The organism is Amycolatopsis sp. CA-230715 (assembly GCF_018736145.1).
In the GTDB taxonomy this organism is placed as follows: domain Bacteria; phylum Actinomycetota; class Actinomycetes; order Mycobacteriales; family Pseudonocardiaceae; genus Amycolatopsis.
The window spans coordinates 2,531,990-2,551,757 of sequence record NZ_CP059997.1 but is presented as its reverse complement, the minus strand read 5'-3'; the positions used below and the strand labels follow the sequence as shown (position 1 = coordinate 2,551,757).

20 protein-coding genes are annotated in these 19,768 nt (G+C 70.5%); 10 read left to right on the top strand and 10 right to left on the bottom strand.

Translation table 11 applies throughout. The features are described from left to right. Positions 1-4 precede the first annotated feature (4 nt). Positions 5-502, top strand: coding sequence for a hypothetical protein (locus HUW46_RS11655; protein WP_215547296.1), 498 nt, complete (start codon positions 5-7; stop codon positions 500-502). Here the strand turns inward: HUW46_RS11655 and HUW46_RS11650 are convergent. The 3 genes from HUW46_RS11650 to HUW46_RS11640 form a co-directional block, all read right to left on the bottom strand. Next, positions 495-1,892, bottom strand: coding sequence for an MFS transporter (locus HUW46_RS11650; protein WP_215547295.1), 1,398 nt, complete (start codon positions 1,890-1,892; stop codon positions 495-497). The genes HUW46_RS11655 and HUW46_RS11650 overlap by 8 nt on opposite strands. Continuing rightward, the gene (locus HUW46_RS11645; RefSeq protein ID WP_215547294.1) at positions 1,889-3,571 is read right to left on the bottom strand and encodes a flavin-containing monooxygenase; all 1,683 of its coding nucleotides are present in this window, start codon (positions 3,569-3,571) and stop codon (positions 1,889-1,891) included. The genes HUW46_RS11650 and HUW46_RS11645 overlap by 4 nt, the downstream gene beginning before the upstream one ends. Positions 3,572-4,201: 630 nt before the next feature. After that, the gene (locus tag HUW46_RS11640; RefSeq protein WP_215547293.1) at positions 4,202-4,678 is read right to left on the bottom strand and encodes a MarR family winged helix-turn-helix transcriptional regulator; all 477 of its coding nucleotides are present in this window, start codon (positions 4,676-4,678) and stop codon (positions 4,202-4,204) included. Between the two features lie 52 nt (positions 4,679-4,730). Here HUW46_RS11640 and HUW46_RS11635 point away from each other — a divergent pair, with 52 nt between their 5' ends. Beyond that, positions 4,731-5,585, top strand: coding sequence for a VC0807 family protein (locus tag HUW46_RS11635; protein WP_215547292.1), 855 nt, complete (start codon positions 4,731-4,733; stop codon positions 5,583-5,585). A 3-nt stretch (positions 5,586-5,588) separates the two neighbouring features. Here HUW46_RS11635 and dapF read toward each other — a convergent pair whose 3' ends face one another. The 5 genes from dapF to HUW46_RS11610 are packed head-to-tail and all read right to left on the bottom strand — an operon-like array spanning position 5,589 to position 10,956. After that, complete coding sequence (dapF, locus tag HUW46_RS11630) at positions 5,589-6,416, bottom strand: diaminopimelate epimerase (RefSeq protein WP_215547291.1); 828 nt, start codon at positions 6,414-6,416, stop codon at positions 5,589-5,591. A gap of 2 nt (positions 6,417-6,418) precedes the next feature. Further along, positions 6,419-7,045, bottom strand: coding sequence for a LysE family translocator (locus tag HUW46_RS11625; RefSeq protein WP_215547290.1), 627 nt, complete (start codon positions 7,043-7,045; stop codon positions 6,419-6,421). Between the two features lie 59 nt (positions 7,046-7,104). After that, the gene (locus tag HUW46_RS11620) at positions 7,105-9,168 is read right to left on the bottom strand and encodes a molybdopterin-containing oxidoreductase family protein (protein ID WP_215547289.1); all 2,064 of its coding nucleotides are present in this window, start codon (positions 9,166-9,168) and stop codon (positions 7,105-7,107) included. After that, the gene (locus tag HUW46_RS11615) at positions 9,165-9,866 is read right to left on the bottom strand and encodes a 2OG-Fe dioxygenase family protein (protein ID WP_215547288.1); all 702 of its coding nucleotides are present in this window, start codon (positions 9,864-9,866) and stop codon (positions 9,165-9,167) included. The genes HUW46_RS11620 and HUW46_RS11615 overlap by 4 nt, the downstream gene beginning before the upstream one ends. Positions 9,867-9,906: 40 nt before the next feature. After that, positions 9,907-10,956, bottom strand: a complete 1,050-nt coding sequence (locus HUW46_RS11610; protein ID WP_215547287.1) for an iron-containing redox enzyme family protein — start codon at positions 10,954-10,956, stop codon at positions 9,907-9,909. A gap of 308 nt (positions 10,957-11,264) precedes the next feature. Between HUW46_RS11610 and HUW46_RS11605 the strand changes: the two genes are divergently transcribed. Further along, positions 11,265-12,971, top strand: a complete 1,707-nt coding sequence (locus tag HUW46_RS11605; protein ID WP_215547286.1) for an AAA family ATPase — start codon at positions 11,265-11,267, stop codon at positions 12,969-12,971. A gap of 2 nt (positions 12,972-12,973) precedes the next feature. Then, positions 12,974-13,828, top strand: a complete 855-nt coding sequence (locus HUW46_RS11600) for a DUF7192 family protein (RefSeq protein ID WP_215547285.1) — start codon at positions 12,974-12,976, stop codon at positions 13,826-13,828. Positions 13,829-13,885: 57 nt separating this feature from the next. Here the strand turns inward: HUW46_RS11600 and HUW46_RS11595 are convergent, their stop codons facing one another. Beyond that, positions 13,886-14,086, bottom strand: coding sequence for a hypothetical protein (locus tag HUW46_RS11595; RefSeq protein ID WP_215547284.1), 201 nt, complete (start codon positions 14,084-14,086; stop codon positions 13,886-13,888). Positions 14,087-14,134: 48 nt separating this feature from the next. After that, positions 14,135-14,539, bottom strand: a complete 405-nt coding sequence (locus HUW46_RS11590) for a neocarzinostatin apoprotein domain-containing protein (RefSeq protein ID WP_215547283.1) — start codon at positions 14,537-14,539, stop codon at positions 14,135-14,137. A 283-nt stretch (positions 14,540-14,822) separates the two neighbouring features. On the opposite strand from HUW46_RS11590, the gene HUW46_RS11585 reads away from it, so the two are divergent. The 6 genes from HUW46_RS11585 (at position 14,823) to HUW46_RS11560 (ending at position 19,767) form a co-directional block, all read left to right on the top strand. Next, entirely contained in the window at positions 14,823-15,872 is a 1,050-nt protein-coding gene (locus tag HUW46_RS11585; RefSeq protein ID WP_215547282.1) for an ABC transporter substrate-binding protein, read from the top strand. Between the two features lie 19 nt (positions 15,873-15,891). After that, a complete protein-coding gene (locus tag HUW46_RS11580) occupies positions 15,892-16,653 on the top strand; it encodes an ABC transporter ATP-binding protein (protein ID WP_215547281.1) in 762 nt (253 codons plus the stop codon). Then, the gene (locus HUW46_RS11575; RefSeq protein ID WP_215547280.1) at positions 16,640-17,512 is read left to right on the top strand and encodes an ABC transporter permease; all 873 of its coding nucleotides are present in this window, start codon (positions 16,640-16,642) and stop codon (positions 17,510-17,512) included. Before HUW46_RS11580 ends, HUW46_RS11575 begins: the two co-directional genes overlap by 14 nt. A gap of 37 nt (positions 17,513-17,549) precedes the next feature. Beyond that, positions 17,550-18,017 (top strand): hypothetical protein, encoded by a 468-nt coding sequence (locus tag HUW46_RS11570; protein ID WP_215547279.1) that lies wholly within the window; start codon positions 17,550-17,552, stop codon positions 18,015-18,017. Positions 18,018-18,072: 55 nt separating this feature from the next. Then, positions 18,073-19,296: a DUF1015 family protein gene (locus HUW46_RS11565; RefSeq protein WP_215547278.1), complete on the top strand. Its 1,224-nt coding sequence runs from the start codon at positions 18,073-18,075 to the stop codon at positions 19,294-19,296. Positions 19,297-19,512: 216 nt separating this feature from the next. Beyond that, positions 19,513-19,767, top strand: coding sequence for a hypothetical protein (locus HUW46_RS11560; protein WP_215547277.1), 255 nt, complete (start codon positions 19,513-19,515; stop codon positions 19,765-19,767). Position 19,768 lies beyond the last annotated feature (1 nt).

The window sequence follows — 19,768 nt, the reverse complement described above, 5'->3', positions numbered from 1 at the left end:
AGCCATGCCCGTTTCCGCCGCGCGACTCCGTTCCCTGCTGGGAGAACCGCTGTACGCCGAGGTCGTCGAGTACTTCACCGGGAAGACCGGCGAGCCGGTCGAGTACGTCGAACGGCAGACCCTCGAATGCCTGCGCTACCTCTACCTGGTCTCCGCGCACTCCGACGAGCTCGCGGGCCTGTTCCTCCCCGTCGAGCAGGAGATCGACGAGATCTGGCACTACCTGATCCTGCAGACCCGCGAATACCGGGACTTCTGCCGGCGGCTGCCCGGCGGGTTCTTCGTCGAGCACCGCAGCATCAGTTACACCGAATATCAGGAAGAACCGCCCCGCGAGCGCTCCGCGGAAGAGGCGTTGCGCTGGATTCCCTTGTACTGCATGGAGTTCGGCCCGTTCGACGAGGGCGCGCTGCCGCACTGGACGATGGTGCGCTTCCTGCACCAGGAACTGGACATGTCGCTGGCGGACATCGCGGCGGTCGACAAGGCCGCGATCAGCTGACCGGTGCCGCGACACGGGATTCCTTGGTGCGGGCGGTGTACGCGACGGCGATCCCGGTGACGAGCTGGACCGCCAGCACGACGCCGAACGCCGTCGCGTGCCCGTACCCGGTCAGCATCGCGGCGAACACGGTCCCGAACACGGCCACGCCGATCGCCATCGAACCCTGCTGAACGGTCACCAGCAGCCCGCCGCCGACACCCGCGTACGCGGTGGGCACCGCGCCGAGTACCGAGATGTTCGCGGCACCCACCACCAGTGCCTGGCCGAGCCCGATCAGCACCAGCCCCGGCAGCGCGCTCCACACCGAGCCGCCGAGCCAGCCGAGGGGAAGCGCCGCCAGCAGCCACGCGACACCGGCTCCCTGCACCAGCGCGCCGTACGGGGTCACCCGGTCGCCCAGCCTGGTGCGCAGGGCGGGGACCGCGAACGAGCCGAGCAGGAACGCCAGCGACATCGGGACCACGGCGAGCCCGGCGAGCAGCGGGTCGAGGCCGAACCCGTGCTGCAGCGTCAGCGGCAGCGCGAACAGGAATCCCGCCCACGCCGCCAGGAACGGCGCGAGCAGGAGCAGGCCGCCGCGCACCTTCGGCTCGGTGAGCACCGACGGCGGCAGCAACGGCACCGACCCGGCGGATGCCACGCGTTTTTCGGTACGCCACAACAGGATCGCCAGCACCGGGACGCAGGCGAGCAGCACGACCGTCCACAGTGGCCAGCCGAGTACCTGACCGCGGTTGACCGGGACGAGCAGCGCCAGCACCATCGCGCCCAGCAGCGCGGTGCCCCGCAGGTCCACCCCGGCCGGATGCTCCGATCTCGTGTCGGGGACGACGAACACGGTCAGCGCCGCGGCAGCCAGTCCGAGCGGCAGGTTGACCAGGAAGATCAGCCGCCACGAGGTGCCCCACAGATCGGCGTGCACGAGCACCCCGCCGAGGAGCAGCCCCAGTATCGCCGCCAGCCCGCTGACCGCCGCGTACCGGCTCATCGCCCGCGCCCGCCGGTCGGGCGGCACGGCGGCCTGGATCGTGCCGAGCACCTGCGGCGGGATCAGCGCCGCCGTCGCGCCCTGCAGCACCCGCGCGGCGATCAGCCAGCCGGGGGAGGTCGCGAGCGCGCACAGCAGCGAGGCGAGCACGAAACCCAGCAGCCCGAGCACGAGCACCCGCCTGCGGCCGAAGGCGTCCCCGAGCCGCCCGCTGAGCACCAGCAGGAGGGTGAACGCGATGCCGTACCCCGCGACGACGAGTTCCAGATCGGCGGTGCCCGCGCCGAGTTCCCCCGCGATCGTGGGCAGCGCGACGTTGACGATGAACGAGTCCATCATCGGCAGCAGGGTGCCCAGCAGCACCACGCCGAGCCCGAGTGTCGACAGTGGACGGCTCATGCTTCGTCCACACGCGACAGTGCTGTTTTAGAGAGTGCCGTTCTTGACAGTGCTGTTTTAGAGAGTGCCGTTCTCGACAGTGTTGTTTTCGACAGTGCGAATCCGCGGTACCCGTCGCGGGCGACGGCGTCGCAGATGCCGCGGTAGACGTCCAGACCACCGGCGTAGGGCATGAACACCCGTGCCTTGCCGTCGATGTTCGCGCCGAGGTAGTAGGAATCGGCGTGGTGGTAGAGCGTTCGGCTCGCCGCCTCGGCGACCTGGCGCGTCCAGTCCTCCTGCGCTTCCTGTTCGGCTTCGGCCACTTCGCCGGTGGATCGCAGGTGCCGCAGCAGGTCCGTGATCCAGGAGACGTGGTGCTCGATGGCCCGGAGCACGTTCGACAGGACCGTGGTGCTGCCGGGGCCGGTGATGGTGAACAGGTTCGGGAACCCGGCGACCGCCAGCCCCAGGTAGGTCTCGGGCCCGGACTCCCAGCGCTTCGCCAGCGGAACGCCGTCCCTGCCGGTGATCTCGATCCGGGTCAGCGCGCCGGTGAACGCGTCGTAACCGGTGGCGTAGACCAGTACGTCGAGCGGGTAGCTCGCGTGTTCGGTGCGGACGCCGTCCTCGGTGATTTCGTCGATCGGCTCCGTGCGCAAATCGACGAGCCGCACGTGGTCGGCGTTGAACGTGTCGAAGTAGCCGGAGTCGACGCAGAGCCGTTTCGTGCCGATGGGATGGTCGCGGGGGACGAGCCGCTCCGCCGTGCCGGGATCGGTCACGGTGTCCCTGATCTTGCCGCGGACGAAATCCGCGAGCAGCGCGTTGGCTTCGAGATCGCGGCCGGTGTCGGTGAAGGTCGCCACGATCCCGGTGCCGCCAGCGGCCCACCGCCGTTCCAGCGCGGCCTCCCGTTCGGCGGGTTCGGTGTCCAGAATGGACTGTCCGGTGCCGGACACCACGTGCCCGAACCGGGTCGTGCTCGCCAGCGCGACGCGCTCTTCGTACCGCCCCGGCTCCGCGGCCAGCTCGGCCTCGGTCAGCGGCCGGTTCCTCGCCGGGACGCTGAAGTTCGCGGTCCGCTGGAACACCACGACCGCCGCGGCGCGCGCGGCGATCTCCGGGATCACCTGGATCCCCGAGGACCCGGTGCCGATGACGCCGACCCGCTTCCCGGCGAGGTCGACCGGCTCGTGCGGCCACCGCCCGGTGTGGAAGCGCTCGCCGCGGAACCGCGCCGCGCCGGTGATGTCCGGGATCTGGGCGGCGGACACGCAGCCGACCGCGGTGATCAGGAACCGGCACCGCACCTCGGTGCCGTGCTCGGTGCGCACCAGCCAGGTCGAGGAGGTCGGGTCGAAGGCGGCCGCGGTGACCCTGGTGCCGAAGGTGATCGAACCGAGCACGCCCGCCCGCTCGGCGAAGTGCTCGGCGTAGCGCCGGATCTCCGGCCCGGTGGCGAACCGCTCGGTCCACCGCCAGTCCCGGTGCAGCTCGCGATCGTGCAGGTAGCAGTAGTCGAGGCTCTCGATGTCGCAGCGCGCGCCGGGGTACCGGTTCCAGTACCACGTGCCGCCGACCCCGCCGCCGGTTTCGAAGGCGCGGCAGGTGAACCCGTTCTTGCGCAGTTCGGAAAGCATGTGCAGACCGGCGAACCCGGCCCCGATCACGATGGCGTCGTAGTCGACGTCGCCCAAGGATCCTCGTTTCCCGGCGCAGCCTGGAGCACCGTGCTGGTCGGTCGGCACCCCCACCCTACCGACAAACCGGTCATAACGGTCAAGTGGCGGAAGTGGATGGCGAGGTCGCAGGGTGCTCCTATGGAGGTCGGGTGGGACCGCGGGTGCTGTCGAAGGCTCTGTTTGGGGCGTTGAGCGTCCCGATCTCGGCCTTCGCGGTGGGCTGCCGCCATCTGCGTATGTCCCCGAAGGTGGCCTTCGGGGCGGTAGACGCCGCGAATTCGGCCCTCGCACCGCACTCCGGCCACCCGCACACCCCCACGGCAGGCCGTCGCGTGCCCCTGAAGGTGGCTTTCAGGGCATCCAGCGCCCCGAAAGCCACCTTCGGGGCAAGAGTGTCGTGGTGGTCGAGCGTGCGAGGGGTGGATTTGTGGCGTTGAGCGCCCCGAAGGTCACCTTCGGGGCGTGTGCGGCACTGCCCGCACGGGAGCGAGGGCCGAGAAAGTGGCGCTTGGGTCCCCGAAGGTGGCCTTCGGGGACCGGCGGAGGACCTCCGCCGCCGATCACCGCGCCGCGCACCCGGCATCCGCGCACCCGGCATCCTGCACCCGGCATCACGGTGGCATTCGGGGACTTGGGGGTGGCCGTCTACTCGGCGAGGTGGGAGATCCGGCGCGTGTTGGCGACCAGGATCTCGGTGGCCCGGCCGATCCAGTCGGTGATCGCCGCCAGTTCCTCTGGCCGGTAGCTCGTCGTCAGTTCGGCTATCTGCGCGGCGAACGGTGCGAACGCGGTGGCCATCAGTGCGTCCATTTCGTCGTTGGGCAGGAGTCGCACCACGACCTTGCGGCGGTCGTGCGGGTCTCGGGCGCGTTCGACGTAGCCCGCGTTTTCCAGCCGGTCCACCAGCCTGGTGACCGCGCCGGTGGTCAGGCCGGTGTGCTCGCCGATCGCGCCCGCCGTCACCGGGCCGAGGTGCCGGAGCAGGTCGAGGCACTTCCGTTCGGCCGAACTCAGCCCGAGGAGCCTGCCGACGGCTTCGTGGAACACCACGATCGCGGTGGCGAACTCGCGGCCGAGCAGCACGCCCGCTTCCGGGGTCTCGGGTAGCTCGCGTTGCGCCATGACGGCAATGTACCTTACCCTGACACTATCTTAGTAACTTAAAGAATGAGTGATGCAGCTAATGTCTGAGATCAGCACGCGGCGCAAGGCGCTGTACTTCGCGGCGATGCTCGCGAACGTCGCCGTCGACCTGCTGCTGCCCACGGTGGTCCTGCTGGCGCTCGCGCCGACGGAGATGCCCGCCGCGCTCCGGCTGGCCATCGGCGGCACGCTGCTGGCCGGGAAGGCGATCGGCGGCAGGGTGGAATCCGGCGAGTTCCGCTGGCGGCTCGCGCTGGTCGCCGCGCTCGTGCCGACGGCGGTCATCGCGGGCTGCTACCTCGCCGGGTTCGGTGACGTCCCCAGCATGGTCGCGGGCGCCGTCGTCTCGGGCGCGATCGTCCTCGGCGATCTGGTGCGCACGCGCGGGGGACGCCGCATCGACGGGTTCGCGGTGCTGGTGCTGCTGGAGGTCGTGGCCAGCGTCGTGCTGACGTCCATCAGCGGCGACGCGCGCTTCGTGCTCGCGAGGACGTCCCTCTACTTGGGAATCGGGGGAGTGTTCGCGCTGGCCACCACCTGGTCCGAGCGGCCGTTGATGCGGACCGCGCTCAAACCCGTCGCGGCGAAGGGCGATCCGGCGCGAGCGGACGCTTTCGACCGCACGTGGCGGAAATCGGCACGGTTCCGCGGGTACTACCGCGCGATGACCGCCGGGCTGGGCGCGGTGTTCCTGATCGACGCGGTGCTCCGGATCGTGCTCGTCTACAGCAGACCGGCCGACGAAGTGGTCCAGTCCTCGCTCGTTTCCCAGCTTTCGCTGCCGGTGCTCCTCGTGCTCTGGTTCGCCGCGGGGCGGGGCCTCGCGGTTCCCCGCGCCGAGCGCCTGCTCGACGAGGAACTCGCGAGAGAACCCGTTGCGCCGTAACGATCAGCGGCCGTCGAGGGTGGCGCGGAACAGCGGGGCGAACCGGCCGGAGGCCACCGGTTTCGCCGTCCCGGTCATGGTGATCTCGTCGCCGTCGAAGCGGATTTCGACGGCGCCGCCCGGCATCCGGACCTCGACGGTGTCGCCGACCATGCCCAGCGCGCGCACCGCGGCCGCCGCCGCGCACCCGCTGCTGCCGGAAGCGAGCGTGTAGCCCGCGCCCCGTTCCCAGATCTCGATTTCGACGGCGTCGCGGTCGAGCACGCGGACGAGCTGCACGTTGGATCCTTCCGGCAGGCTCGGGTGCCGGCCGATCGCGGGGCCGAGTTCGCGCGCCAGCTCGGGGGAGATCTCCGCGAGCGGCACGACCGCGTGCGGGTTGCCGACGTCCACCCTGGTCACCCGGAATTCCTTGCCGCGGAACGGGAAAACCTCGTCGACGGCGGTCAGCCGCGCCTTGCCCATCCCGACCTCGACGAGGCCCGCGGCCGGGTCGAGCACCCTGACCGGGGCCGCGCCCGCGACGGTGCGCAGCACGAACCGGTCCGGGTAGTGGTAGTGCTCGGTCAGGTAGAGCGCGAACATCCGGAGCCCGTTGCCGCTCTTCTCGCATTCGCTGCCGTCGGAGTTGAAGATCCGCAGCCGCACCGGTTCCCGTCCCTCGAACGGGCTGACCGGGTCGATCGGACCGAGCAGCACGCCGTCGGCACCGATCCCGAAGTGCCGGTCGCACACCAGCCGCACGGCTTCCGGCGTCGGCGCGAAGGTGGTTTCCCTCGGATCGATCACCAGGTAGTCGTTGCCCAGCGCCTGGTACTTGACGAAGTCCACGGCTAGTCCGCCACCACCAGGCGCACCGCCAGCGCGGTGAAGATCGCGCCGCAGCCGACGTTCAGCCCCCGCGCCACCTTCCGGTTCCGCACCAGCTTCCCGAGCTTGCCCGCGGCCAGCCCGATCGGCCCGTCGATCATCAGGTCGACGAGCACCAGCGTGGCACCGAGCACGAAGAGCTGGAGCCCGACGCTGCCGAGCGCGGGGTTCACGAACTGCGGCAGGAACGCGACGTTGAACACGATCACCTTGGGGTTGAGCACATTCGTCAGCACGGCTCGCCAGAAGCACTTCCAGTGCGAGGTCTGCGCCGGCGCGTCGCCCTCGTCGGGGTTGAGCGCGCTGCGGTCCCGGAACGCCATGACCGCCAGGTACAGCAGGTAGGCCGCACCCGCCCAGCGCAGTCCGTCGTAGAGCACCGGGACGTAGGTGAACAACGCCGAGAGCCCGAGCGCCGCGGCCGCGGTGTGCACCGCGAGGCCGACCGAAACGCCCAGCGCGGCCATGAAACCGGCGGCGGGCCCGTGCCGCATGCCGAGCGCGAGGATCATCAGCATGTCCGGGCCGGGGATGATGACGAGCACGACGGCCGCCACCAGGAAGGCCAGGTAGAGCGAGGCGTCGACCATTCCGCGAAGTCCCCCTTGTGATCGGAAGTTCCGGTACCAGGTATGCCACACGGCGACGGTCAGCGGGTGGCGACCGCCTCGATTTCCACCCGATTGTCGCTGAAGACCGCGCCGCCCAGATCCGAATCGCGTTCGGCCACCGTGGCGTTGATCCCCGGCCCGCCCCCGGTCAGCTTGGCCCAGTGCCCCTTGGTCGTGGCGACCACGCCGCGGCGCACCGCGGTGTCGACCCGTGCCAGCGCGGTGAAGGAACCCCGGTCGTTGACCACGCGCACGCGCTGGCCGTCGGCGATCGCGCGTTCGCCCGCGTCTTCGGGGTGCAGCACCACCCGTGGCGGCCCGGCCCGGCGCGCCAGTGCCGGTTTGTTCCCGAACACGGTGTTGACGAAGAAGTGCGACGCTCCGGCGACGAGGATCAGCGGGAACCGCCGCGCGAGTGCGCGGTCGTCGTTTTCGAACGGGGGCGTGTACCCGGCGAGCGGGTCGAGCCCGTCCCGTCCGGCGAGTTCGGACCGGAACTCGAGTTTTCCCGATGGGGTGGGGAAACCGGCTTCGAACGGCACGAAGGAAGGCGGGTAGTTCAGCCGCGCCCAGCCCTTTTCCCGCAGGCCCGCCACGGTGATCCCGGCGAGCGAGGGATGCGGGACCTCCAGCAGTTGCCTGGCCAGTTCCTCGTCGCTGTCGTAGAGGCTGGGTTCGGTGAGTCCCATCTTCGCCGCGAGCCTGCGGAAGGTTTCGGTGGTGGACAAGCATTCCCCCGGTGGTGCCACCGCGGGTTCGTTCCACGCGACGTAGAGGTGGCCGTACCCGTCGTGCACGTCGAGGTGCTCGGTCTGCATGGTCGCGGGCAGCACGAGGTCGGCGTAGTCGGCGGTGTCGGTCCGGAAGAGGTCGATCACGACGGTGAACAGGTCCTCCCGCGCGAGGCCGCGGCGGATCCGGTCCTGGCCGGGCGCGCTCGTGAGCGGGTTCGCCGCGTACACCACGAGCGCTTTGACCGGGGGATCGTCCAGGTCGAGCAGCCCTTCGCCGAGCCGGGTCATCAGCAGCGTGCGGACCGGGGCTTCGAGCAGGTCGTCGCGGGCCAGCGCGGCGCGGTCACCGCCGAAGTAGCCGTCGGTGGAGTAGGCGAGGCCGCCGCCGTGGTACTGCCAGTCGCCGGTGACCCCGGGGACGCACGACAGCACGCGCAGCACCTCGCCGCCGCCCGCGTGGCGCTGCACGCCGACCCCGGCCCTGATCGCGGTCGGCCTGGTTTCCGCCAGCCTTCGCCCGAGCCGCACGAGCTGCGCCTCGTCGACACCGGTGATCGCGGCGACCCTCGACGGCGTGAACTCCAGTACGCGGCGGCGGAACTCCGGCCAGCCGACGGTGTTTTCGGCCAGGTACCGCGCGTCCTCGCGGCCGAGGGAGACGACCACGTTGAGCAGGCCGAGCGCGAGCGCCGCGTCGGTACCGGGCAGCGGCGCCACGTGCTCGTCGGCCTGCCGCGCCGTCCTGGTGCGCACCGGGTCCACCGCCACCACGTGCGCGCCGCGCGCACGGGCCCGTTCGACGAACCGCCACAGGTGGTGGCCGGAGGTGAGCGTGTTGACGCCCCACAACAGGATCAGCTTCGACTCGGCGAGCGATTCGGGGTCGATGCCCAGTGTCGTCCCGGTTGCGTACCGGGCACCGGCGAGCCCGGCGAACGAGCAGATGGTCACCTCGTGCCGCGAGGCGCCGAGCACGTTCCACAACCTGGCCCCCGCGCGGCCCTGAAGTCCTTGCAGGTAACCGAGATTGCCGGTGCCCTGGTACGGCCAGATCGCCTCGCCACCCCACCGCTCGCGCACCGAGGCGAGCCGGTCCGCGATCTCGGTGAGCGCCTCGTCCCAGCTGATCCGCTCGAACCGGCCCTCGCCCTTGGCGCCGGTGCGGCGCAGCGGGTGGTGCAGCCGATCGGGCGCGGCCGCGTGCTCCAGGTACTGGTTGACCTTCACGCACAGCGTGCCGTGCGTGAAGGGGTGGTCACGGTTGCCGCGGAGCCGCACCGCGGCCTCGTCCCGTACCGTGACCACCCAGCTGCACCCGTCCGGGCAGTCCAGCGGACAGGCGCCGACGACCTCGCGTTCGGCGGTCACGCCGGGGTTTCCGCACCGCCCGCCAGCACCGCGTCGTCGTGCTCGTCGCCGTACCACTTCTCCTTCCAGCGGGAGAAGGAAACGATGAGGATGTCGCGGTAGGCGTCCTCGCCGTCGGGCCGCAGATCCGTGACGTCGTGCAGGATCGCGCGATCGTCGAGCAGTGCGGCCTTGCCGGGCTGCAGGGTGCCGCGCCAGAACGGTTTGTCCTGCTCCGGGCGCCACAACCGCATTTCGCCGCCTTTGACGTTGTGCCGCGCCAAAACCGCGATCATCACGTACTCGTGGCCGTCCTGGTGCACGCCCTCCGGGGTGAGCTGCCCCGGTTTGCCCGCGAACGCGCGGCTGCGGTTCTGGTGCACGTTGATCTGCCAGTCTTCGTCGTCGTCGAGCGGCAGCGGTCCGTCCGAGACCACCTTGACCACGGGGGTGAAGTCCACCGAGATCGGCTGGTAGTGCCGCCGGATCCCGCCCGCCACCGGGTTGAACTGCTTGAACGCGGTGTACGCGCGCGGTGGCAGCAGTTCGAAACCCCAGCCGTCCTTCTCGTCGAAGGTCATCTTGTACTGCGAGAACCGCTTGTAGCGGGTCTGGTTGCCCATGTACGGGTCGAGTTCGACTTCGTGGTAGCTCTCGAGCACTTCTGGGGGAATGGGCGGCAGGTCGATGAGCACGAAACCGGGGTCGGGGATGGGCATCGCTTCTCCTGTTCTACGGCGGGTTCCGCGGTGGGTTTCGCTACGACCGGGCCGATGCGGCGGCGAGCCGTTCGTCGAGGTGCCGCCCCGAGGAGTTCAACCGCCAGAGCGAACCCCTGGCGATCCCCCGGCGCATGGCCTCCGACGAGCTCGCGGGCAGCACGACGTTGTGGAACCAGCCCGCCGCGTGCTGGGAGTCCACCGTGATGTGCAGGCGGTGGTAGGTGATGCCGACGTCGGGCAGGCCGAGCCGCTCCCACGCCCGCACCACGTTCTGGAACCGGTCCGGCACCAGCCATTCGGTCATGCCGAGGAAGCCGACGGCTTCGCCGTGGAGGCGCCGGTAGCGGCACAGCAGCACCGCGAGGTTGCCGGAGAGCAGATCGGTCGCGGTCATCGCGTCTTCGAGCTCGTCGGCGGTGATGTCAAAGACCTCGTAGATCTTGTTGAACAGGTGGGTGTGCACCTCGGCGGGGTCGCCGTTGCCCATCTCGTCCCAGAAGTTGTTCGCGATCTCCATCTTGGCCGGGCCGTTCGTGCCCACCTGCATCATCGCGAGCAGATCGTCGAACCGGCCGTCGACGAGCGATTCCTGGATGACATAGGTGCGCAGATCCGCGCGGCTGGCGTGGTGGTTGATGAAATCGACGTAGTAAGGGTGTTTGAACACGCTGTGCCCGCGCGCCAGACCCTTGAGCCAGGACAGGTACGGCTTTCCTTCGGACGGCATGCCGTCGAAGGTTTCCGGCGGGATGCGGGCGTCCTCGGCCGCGATGGTCGCCTGCTCCAGCAGCCTGGTCACTTCGTGGAGCACGACCGACCCCTCGGCGGAATCGCCGTCCGGCAGTTTCATGTGCGTTTCGTAGATACGGGACAGCAGGAGCTGCTGGCAGTGGAACGCGGCCGGGTCGCCGTCCGCCGTCCTGCTGTTCAGCGATTCGACCGCGCGCACGACGCGCGCGCGGTCGTGGCCGAGCTCCGCGTCGAGAACGGCCGCGGGTACGGTGAGCCAGCTGCTGATCTGGTCGACGACCTCGGTCCCGGAATCGATGTCGGCGGTGAACGCGACACGCAGCCGAGAGTCAATCAAAGCGATGCCCCTTCCGGACAAAAGGAACCAGCAAAGAACGCGCATGCGGACGATGCCGCTATTGATCAATTCCCCAGACGCGAACTCCCCTAGAATGCGGTGTCCATTTTTACGGTTTCCGCGCAGGGCAACGACCGCCGATCGGGGGAAGTGCGCGGGCGCACCTGCACCAGATTCTCGACGATTGGAGAAAACGATCTCGCCCGCGGCGGCGGTGGCAACATCATGCCGCCGCCCGCCGTCGCGCCCGTGCGGCGGACATGCTGGTCCGGCCGCGAGCGCGGTGAACGGAACCGGCTGGAGGACGTGTGCGGGACACGATGCGGGCGGAGGTCGTCCAGATCTCCGAAGGGGTGGCGCGGGACCTGCTCGGCCAGAGCAGCCTGCTGTGGGCGGTGGAACGGGAGATCCAGACGCGGCTCCCGTCGATCCTGCACCAGCACGCGCTGACGTTGCTGCCGAACCTGGCCAAGAGCGCGGTTTCCGAGGCCACGCCGGATCGCAGGGACGTCGAGGCCGCGGCGGAGGGCGTGGTGCGGCGGCGGGTCGAAACGGCCTTGCCCGAGCTGATTTCCCGTGCGTCGGCGGATCTGCTGCCCGGTCTCGCCGAGGACGCGGTGCGCGACGCGGCGCCGGACGCCGCGAAACTGCGCGAGGACGTGGTGGCGGCCGCGAACGCCGAACTCGCCGAGGTCGTGCGGCGCCGTGCCGCCGAGGTGCTCGCGAACGTGGTGGGGCAGGCCACCGAGAAGGTGCGCGCCGCCGTCAGCGGGACGGTCGAACGGGAATCCGCGCGGCTGCTGCCGAACCTGGCGGACGTCGCGGTCGCCGCCGCGACCCCCGACCGGACGGAAATCCGCGACGAACTGGTGCGGGAAGCCCTCGCGCTGGTGACGCGGTCGGTGCGCGAAGCGGCCGAATCGGCGGCGCCGCGCGCGGTCGAAGCCGCCGCGAAGGAGGTCCGCGGCTCACTGGTCGACGCGGTCGGGACGGCGGCGAGCGAAGTGCTTCCGCGGCTCGCGGGCGAGGCCGTCGCCGAGGCCGCCGACGGGGTGCGGCAACTGCACCAGCGGCTCGTCGACGAAGCCGCGGCGACGGTGACCGGTGAGGTGCGCGACGCGATCCGCGACGACATTCCCGTTGCGGCGAAACGGGTTTCCGAGGAAGCGATGACCGTCGTGCGCGACGCGGTGCGCGAAGAGGCGGAGGAGGTCTTCGCCCAGTACGCGCCGAACGTCGTCAAAGTCGTGTTGCCGCAAGGGAAAGAGGTCGAACTGGGCGCCGACGCGCACGCGGTGCTCCCCGAACTGCTGGTGGCCCTGCACGCGCGCTGCCACGTGCTGCTCGTCGGCCCGGCAGGCACCGGGAAGTCCATGCTCGCGAAGCACGCCGCGGAAGCGCTCGGCCTCGGTTTCCAGGCGCTTTCGCTCGGGCCGACGACGCCGATGAGCAAGGTCTTCGGCTACTACGACGCGCACGGCCAGTACCACGAAACCCCGTTCCGCCACGCGTTCGAGCACGGGGGAGTGATGCTGCTCGACGAACTCGACAACGGGCACCCCGGCCTGCTCGCCGAGCTGAACCAGGCACTCGCGCTGGGCAGCTGCGCGTTCGCGGACGGCATGGTGGACGCGCATCCGGACTTCCGGCTGGTGGCCACCGGGAACACCTACGGCACCGGCGGGGACCGGCTCTACGTCGGCAGGCAGACGCTCGATTCGGCGACACTGGACCGGTTCGTCGTGCTCGACGTGCCCATCGACGAGGCGCTCGAAGAACGGATCGCGCTGCGGCACGCGCCGTCGAAACCGGACGAGGTGCGGGAACTGCTCGACGAGGTGCGCAGGCTCCGCGAGCTGGCGGAGGACAAGAAGCTCCCGCTGATCTTTTCCCCGCGTGCCAGCATCGACGGCGCGAAGCTGCTCGAAGCGGGCGCGACGCGCGAGCAGGTCCGGCAGTGGCGGGTGCTGCGCGGGGTGTCCGAGGCGCACCGCAAGTCCCTCGACCTCGGCTGATCGTGCACCCGCTCAAGCTGCCGCCGCTGTCGGAGTGGCAGGACTTCCTCGACGCGGCCACGACCGAGCCCTCCATCGACAACGGTGCCAGCCGCCGCGTCGACGCCGAGTGGCAGAAGGCGTCCTGGGACGAGGCGCTCCGGCTCGCCGTCGACGGCTGGCCGGTGCCGCTGGAGGACACCCACGTCACCGTCGGCGAACTCCGCGAACGCGCCGGGCTGACCCATCCCGTCACCATGCTGGAACCGGTGTGGGACACCACGGGCGCGGAGGTCGACGTCGGCGCCTACCTCGCCGGGGTGCCCGAGTGCATGGTGGACGCGGTGCCGCGCCGGGTTTCCCGCCGCGGCAAGGTGGTCACCTTCCTGGTGCCCGCCGGGTACTCGCACTTCATCGAGCACGACGTGATCATCAACAGAGGACTCGCACTGGCCACCCTGTGCGCCGCGATCATCGACGCGGGGCACAGCGTGGAGGTCTGGTCGGGGGACGCGGGTTTCCTGGAGCTGTCCGGCGACAAGCACCGGTACTCGGGGGTGGCGCGCGTGCTCGCCGCCGGTGAGCCGCTCGACCTCGGCAGGCTCATCTTCGCGGTGGCGCATCCTTCGATGCTGCGGCGGCTGTGGTTCGGTGTCTGGGACGCGCAACCCGCCGCCGTCGCCGGTGCGATGGTGGACAACGCCTACGGCGTGCCGCCGTTCACCTGCCTCGCCGAGGACCTCCCCGCCGAGATCACCGACCCGTACGTGTTCCCGTACCTCACCGCGGAAGACCGGCAGTGGGACGACCTGCCGACCGCGCTGAGCTGGAGCACCGCCATGTTCGCCGATCTCGGCCTGATCCAAGCAGTGTCCTAACAGGACAGTCTTCGCGTGCCCCGAAGGTGGCTTTCGGGGAACTGAGCGCCCCGAAGGTCACCTTCGGGGCATGTGGCGCTGCGGCGGGGTGTCTTCGGCCAGCGTCAGGTACACCGGCGCGCCCATGGCTTCGGCCATCGGGATCCGTTCCACGCGCAGTCCCTTCTCGCGCAGCCACGCCACGAGATCCGGCCACAGGAGCGGGGGCACCGCCAGTGTCCGCGTCCGTTCGTCGTCGGGGTCTTCGCCGGTCGTCATACCCGGCAGCCTGCCAGACCGCGCTGCACGGCGCCGGGCAGAAGGGCGCTAGCCGAAGGTGATGGGGACCCGGAGCTGCTGCTGGGTGCCGATGTCGACGAGCAGCACCTCGCAGCCCCCGCCCGGTGTCTTGCAGTCGTAGGTGTCGCTCGCGCTCCACGACAGGGTCTGGTGCACGGTGGCGGGCGCGGTCGCGTTCCCGCCGCCGTCCGCGGTCGGCCCGCCGAGGGGGACGCAGCGGTTCTGCGGGGCGCATTCGAGCAGCAGGCTCTGCCGGTTGGGCGTCACACCGGTGGCCGTGACGGTGACCTGCTGCTCCGCCTTCAGATTCGTCGACGGTGTCACGGTCAGCGCGCCCGAAGGGGCCTGCGCGACCGCGGTAGGGGTGAGCAAGGTTGCCTGCGCTACGACCACGAAGCCGATTGCGGTGCGGCGAAAGAGTTTCCCGTTCATCACATTCCCCGTGGGTAGGGTCGCTGGGCGCGGTCAGCGTGTCTCAGACATGACCGGAACGTCAACGGTGAATTACCGACAATCAAAACAGTTGTCAGCTCCACACGAATTCCCGCGCGAAATTTTGGCAACCCGTTTCGCGGTCACCATGATCGGCAACGGACGCGGCCGTGTTGTCAAGCGTTCTCAGCGAAGTTCCCGGGATGCGGATCGTTGTGCCATCTGGTGGGTGAGCGTGCGAATCTCCCCTGGCCCAGCCGTCCCCCGAAAGGCGAGTTCCGACGTGCGCACCCACCACAGATCCCTGCTGGCCGCAGCGCTCGCCGTGCTCACCATCGCGGGCGCGGGCTGCTCCAGGGCGGGCAGCTCGGCCGCGCCAGCCGCGAACGAGGGCTCCGCGACCGAGGTCCGGCTCGGCTACTTCCCGAACGTCACCCACGCGCCCGCCCTCATCGGCGTCAAAAAAGGCTTCTTCGCCAAGGAACTCGGCTCGACGAAGCTGACCACGCAGACCTTCAACGCGGGCCCCGACGAGGTCAACGCGCTGCTCGGCAACTCGCTCGACGTGGCCTTCATCGGCTCCGGGCCCGCGATCAACGCCTTCACCAAGTCCAAGGGCACCATCCAGCTCGTCTCCGGCGCGGTGTCGGGCGGCGCGCAGCTCGTGGTCAAACCGGACATCACCGGCGTCGCGGGCTTGAAGGGGCGCACCATCGCCACCCCGCAGCTGGCGAACACCCAGGACGTCGCGCTCAAGAAGTTCCTCGCGGAGAACAAGCTCACCGACCAGGTCAAGATCACCAACCTCGACAACCCGAAAACGCTCGACGCTTTCCGCAAGGGCGAGGTCGACGGCGGCTGGCTCCCGGAGCCGTGGGCCTCGCGCCTGGTCGCCGACGCGGGCGCCAAGGTGCTCGTGGACGAGAAGACCTTGTGGCCGGGCGGGCGGTTCCCGTCCACGGTGGTGATCGTGCGCAGCGAATTCCTCCAGCAGCACCCGGACACCGTGCGCGCGCTGCTGGCCGGCGAGCTGGCCGCCATCGACTGGGCGAAGTCGAGCCCGGCCGAAGCGAAGACCGCGGTCAACGACTCGCTGAAGGAACTCGCGGGCAGCACGCTGAGTTCCGCCGTGCTCGACCGCGCGTTCGCGGGCATCGAGCTGACCACCGACCCGATCCCCGGCGAGTTCAAGCAGCTGGCGCAGGACTCGGTCACCGCGGGGGTCGTCAAATCCGCGGTGGCGCTCAAGGGGTTCGCCGATTTCGGCCCGCTCAACAAGGTGCTCGGCGCGCGCCAGCTGCCCGCCGTCGAATCCCCCGACCTGACCAAGTGAGCCGGAAGAGGGCGAAACCGTGACCAGCACAGAAACCCGCGTCGCGGCCGCGGTCCGGCTCGACGGCGTGCGCAAGAACTTCGGCGAAGTCGTCGCACTCGACGGCGTCGACCTCGCCGTGGCGCCGGGCGAGTTCGTGTGCCTGCTCGGCGCGTCCGGCTGCGGCAAGAGCACGCTGCTGAACCTGGTCGCCGGGCTCGACCGGCCCAGCGCTGGCGAGATCGTGCTGAACACCTCGCGGCCCGCGGTGATGTTCCAGGAGGCCGCGCTGATGCCGTGGCTGACCGCGGCGCGCAACGTCGAGCTGCCGCTGCGGCTGGCCGGGTTCGGCCGCGCGGAACGCCGGGAGAAGGCGGCCGAACTGCTGGACCTGGTGCGTCTCGGCGGGGTCGGCCGCAAACGCCCGCACGAGCTGTCCGGCGGGATGCGCCAGCGCGTCGCGCTCGCCCGCGCGCTCGCGGCGACCCTGCGCGTCGGCGGCGATCCGCACCAGGCGCTGCTGCTGATGGACGAGCCGTTCGCCGCGCTGGACGCGATCACCCGCGACGTGCTGCAGGGCGAACTGCTGCGCGTGTACGCCCGCACCGGGACCTCCGTGCTGTTCGTGACGCACGACGTCCGCGAAGCCGTCCGGCTCGGGCAGCGCGTGGTGCTGCTGTCGTCGCGGCCGGGCCGGGTGGTGCGCGAATGGGACGACCTCGCGGCGGCCGACGCCGAGGACCTGACCGCGGAGATCACCGGGCACCTGCGCGAGGTGATCAGCACCCATGCCGCGGCCTGACCCGGGTCTCGACGAGGTCGGTGCGGGGCTGGACACCCTCGACACGCCGGCGCACGAACGCAGGCCCGGGTTCGGCCGCCGCTTCCTGCGCTCCTTCGTGCCACCGCTGGCCGCGCTCGCGCTGCTGGTCGTGCTCTGGCAGATCCTGTGGGCGGCGGCCTTCTGGCCGGAAACGCAGCTGCCCGCGCCGCTCGCGGTGTGGAGCGAATTCGAGGAGATCTTCCGCAGCGGGCGGGTGTTCGAGTTCGTCTGGACCTCGGTGCACCGCGCGGTGCTCGGCTTCGCGATCGCGGTGCTGATCGGCACGCCGCTCGGCCTGCTGGTGGCGAGGGTGCGGTTCGTCCGCGCGGCGATCGGGCCGCTGCTGTCCGGTCTGCAGAGCCTGCCGTCGGTGGCCTGGGTGCCCGCGGCGATCCTGTGGTTCGGGCTGAAGGACGGCGCGATCTACTTCGTCGTCCTGCTCGGTTCGGTGCCCTCGATCGCGAACGGGCTGGTGTCCGGGATCGACCAGATCCCGCCGATCCTGCCGCGCGTCGGCGAGGTGATGGGCGCGGGAAGGCTCGCCTCCGCGCGGCACATCCTGCTGCCCGCCGCGCTGCCGGGATTCCTCGCCGGTTTGAAGCAGGGCTGGGCTTTTTCGTGGCGTTCGCTGATGGCGGCCGAGCTGATCGCGCGCTCACCGGACCTCGGCGTCGGGCTCGGCGCGTACCTCAACGAAGGCTCGTCGCTCAACACCATCGAAAAGGTCATCGCGGCCATCTTCCTGATCCTGCTGGTCGGCGTCGGGATCGAGCTGCTGGTGTTCCGGCCGCTGGAGAACGTGGTGCTGCGCGCGAGGGGGCTTACGACCTCGCGCTGACCGGTTATCGTGGTGGTGTCCCACGAGGGGAGCGGTCATGCCAGTACGTCCCGAGGGCAGCGGCGGTGGCTACGACGAACCCGGCCGCGACGATTTCGACCAAGACGCCTGGCAGGAGTTCACCCCGTGGCGCCCCGGCGACCCGTCGACCTCGGGCGAGGCACCGGCGAGCTACGCCGGTGATTTCTCCGCACCGTCGAGGTACACCGAGGACCGCGGCGAACCGCCGCCCGGCCTGCCCACCGGCGAGCCCGCCTCGGAAACCGCTCGCCGCGGGTTCCGGTGGAGCGAGGACAGCCGCAAGCTGCGCGCCGGTGACGATGTGCGGGCGGGACGGGAACTGGGCGAGGGGCTGATGTCCTCGGTGCCGCGCGGGGAAAAGGGCCGCATCGTCAGCACCGAGGTCACCGCGTTCGGCGAGCGCGGCACCGTCCGCTTCGACAACGGCTACGAGCTGGAGAACGTCGACCTCGACCACTTGGACCGCAGGGGCTGGTTCGACTGAACGAACTCGCGGCACTTTTGCCTGCGGCGAGGGCGAAGCGGGACATGATGGACGCATGGCTGACTGGGTGCGCCCGATCAGGGCGGGGTGGGTGGTGCGCGGCGCGGTGCCGGGCCCCGATGTCGACGAGTTCGCCGACCCGGAGCAGGTGACGGCGGCGCTCGCGGCGAGAGGCGGCGGGGAAGGGACCCTGCTGGCCGCCCAGCACCCGCACCGCACCCCGGAGGCGATCGCGCGGGGGCTGGACATCGCGGCGGCGCTGCCCGAGGCGCGTGCCGCGTTCAGCAGGCTGCGGGCGACGCACTACCGCGGCGTGACCGACGTCGTCGCGCCGTACCGGGTGGACGGGTTCGACGGGACCGCGCTGGGTGTGCTGTGCGTGGTCGACCCGTCCGCGGTCGGCGCGGACGGCGTGCGCCGGGTGCGGCACACCGAGGAGGTCTACCCGGACGTGGTCGCCGAACGCGCGGCGATGCTGTCCGGGCTGGGGTGCGCGAGCAGCGCGGCGATGCTGGTGCCGTCGACCGCGGGGACCGAGCTGACCGATTTCGTCGCCGAGCTGTGCGCCGATCTCGGCAACCCCGCGGTGTCCACTGTGGACTCCCAGGGGCGGGTGCACCAGCTTTGGCTGCTCGGGCCGGGATACCGGCAGAAGGAACTGCTCGCGGTGACCGGTGCCAGGTCGCTGCTGGTCGCCGACGGGAACCACCGGGTCGCCGCGGCGCGGCTCGCGGGTGAGGGCTCGCTGCTCGCGCTGGTGACGAACGGGCCGAGGCTGCGGATCGGCCCGATCCACCGGGTGCTGCGCGGTACCGGGTTCGGCGCGGGCGAGCTGGCGCGGCGGTGGCGCGCGGTCGGGCTGGACGTGACCGCGTCCGCGAGCGCGGAACCACCGGAACACCCCGGCGAGGTGGTGGTGCTCGCGGGCGGGGAGGCGCTGCGCGTCCGGCTTTCGCCGCCCGAACTGGCGCTGGCTTCGGGGCTGGCGCTGGCTCCGCCGTCGGCTTCGAGGAGCGCGGTGCCGGTGATCGACCACGCGGTGGTCGAGGGCCTGATGATCGAACGTGCGCTCGGCGTGGACCCGGCGGGCCCGTCGCTGCGCCCGCTGGCGGGGCAGCAGAGCGCGCCACCCGACGTCGACGCGGTGCTGCTGCTCGCCCCCGTCCCGTTCTCGGACGTGCTCGCGGTGCACGCGGCGGGCGAGCGGATGCCGCGCAAGGCCACCTACTTCACCCCGAAACCGCGCAGCGGCCTGCTGCTCGCCGACATCTCGCACTGACCCTCTCGCGCGCCCCGAAGGTGACTTTCGGGGACTTGAGCGCCCCGAAGGCCACTTTCGGGGCACGTGCGTCGTGGCGGCCGAGCGAGCGAGGGGCGAGAAAGGCGCCCCGGCTGGGGGGTAGCCCTGCGGCGGATCGGGGGGTTCGCCCTACCGCCAAGAAACTGTGTGAGCCATACACTGATTCTCGTACCGAACCCGGCTAGGAGGTCCGAAATGAGCATCAGCACCGCGTCGTCCCCCCGCTTCTCGACGGCGGACTTGTCACCGGGAGCGGCCCGCGCCTGCCGCCTGGTGACCGGCTTCTGGCTCGTCATGACCACGATCCAGTTCGTCGTGTGGCTGCTCGGCTGCGTCATCGGGATGACCTTCGTCGCCCCGTTCTGGCTGTGGAGCGCCGTTGTCGGCGGCGCGCTCGTCGCGGGTCTGCGGTGGACGGTCGCCTTCCGGAGGACACGCTCGGCGCCTTGAT

Bases quoted from the DNA above. Each gene is read 5' to 3' on its own strand.
- HUW46_RS11655 (WP_215547296.1), top strand. From the start codon at position 5: ATGCCCGTTTCCGCCGCGCGACTCCGTTCCCTGCTGGGAGAACCGCTG.
- HUW46_RS11650 (WP_215547295.1), bottom strand. From the start codon at position 1,892: ATGAGCCGTCCACTGTCGACACTCGGGCTCGGCGTGGTGCTGCTGGGC.
- HUW46_RS11640 (WP_215547293.1), bottom strand. From the start codon at position 4,678: ATGGCGCAACGCGAGCTACCCGAGACCCCGGAAGCGGGCGTGCTGCTC.
- HUW46_RS11635 (WP_215547292.1), top strand. From the start codon at position 4,731: ATGCAGCTAATGTCTGAGATCAGCACGCGGCGCAAGGCGCTGTACTTC.
- HUW46_RS11625 (WP_215547290.1), bottom strand. From the start codon at position 7,045: ATGGTCGACGCCTCGCTCTACCTGGCCTTCCTGGTGGCGGCCGTCGTG.
- HUW46_RS11615 (WP_215547288.1), bottom strand. From the start codon at position 9,866: ATGCCCATCCCCGACCCCGGTTTCGTGCTCATCGACCTGCCGCCCATT.
- HUW46_RS11595 (WP_215547284.1), bottom strand. From the start codon at position 14,086: ATGACGACCGGCGAAGACCCCGACGACGAACGGACGCGGACACTGGCG.
- HUW46_RS11590 (WP_215547283.1), bottom strand. From the start codon at position 14,539: ATGAACGGGAAACTCTTTCGCCGCACCGCAATCGGCTTCGTGGTCGTA.
- HUW46_RS11575 (WP_215547280.1), top strand. From the start codon at position 16,640: ATGCCGCGGCCTGACCCGGGTCTCGACGAGGTCGGTGCGGGGCTGGAC.
- HUW46_RS11570 (WP_215547279.1), top strand. From the start codon at position 17,550: ATGCCAGTACGTCCCGAGGGCAGCGGCGGTGGCTACGACGAACCCGGC.
- HUW46_RS11565 (WP_215547278.1), top strand. From the start codon at position 18,073: ATGGCTGACTGGGTGCGCCCGATCAGGGCGGGGTGGGTGGTGCGCGGC.
- HUW46_RS11560 (WP_215547277.1), top strand. From the start codon at position 19,513: ATGAGCATCAGCACCGCGTCGTCCCCCCGCTTCTCGACGGCGGACTTG.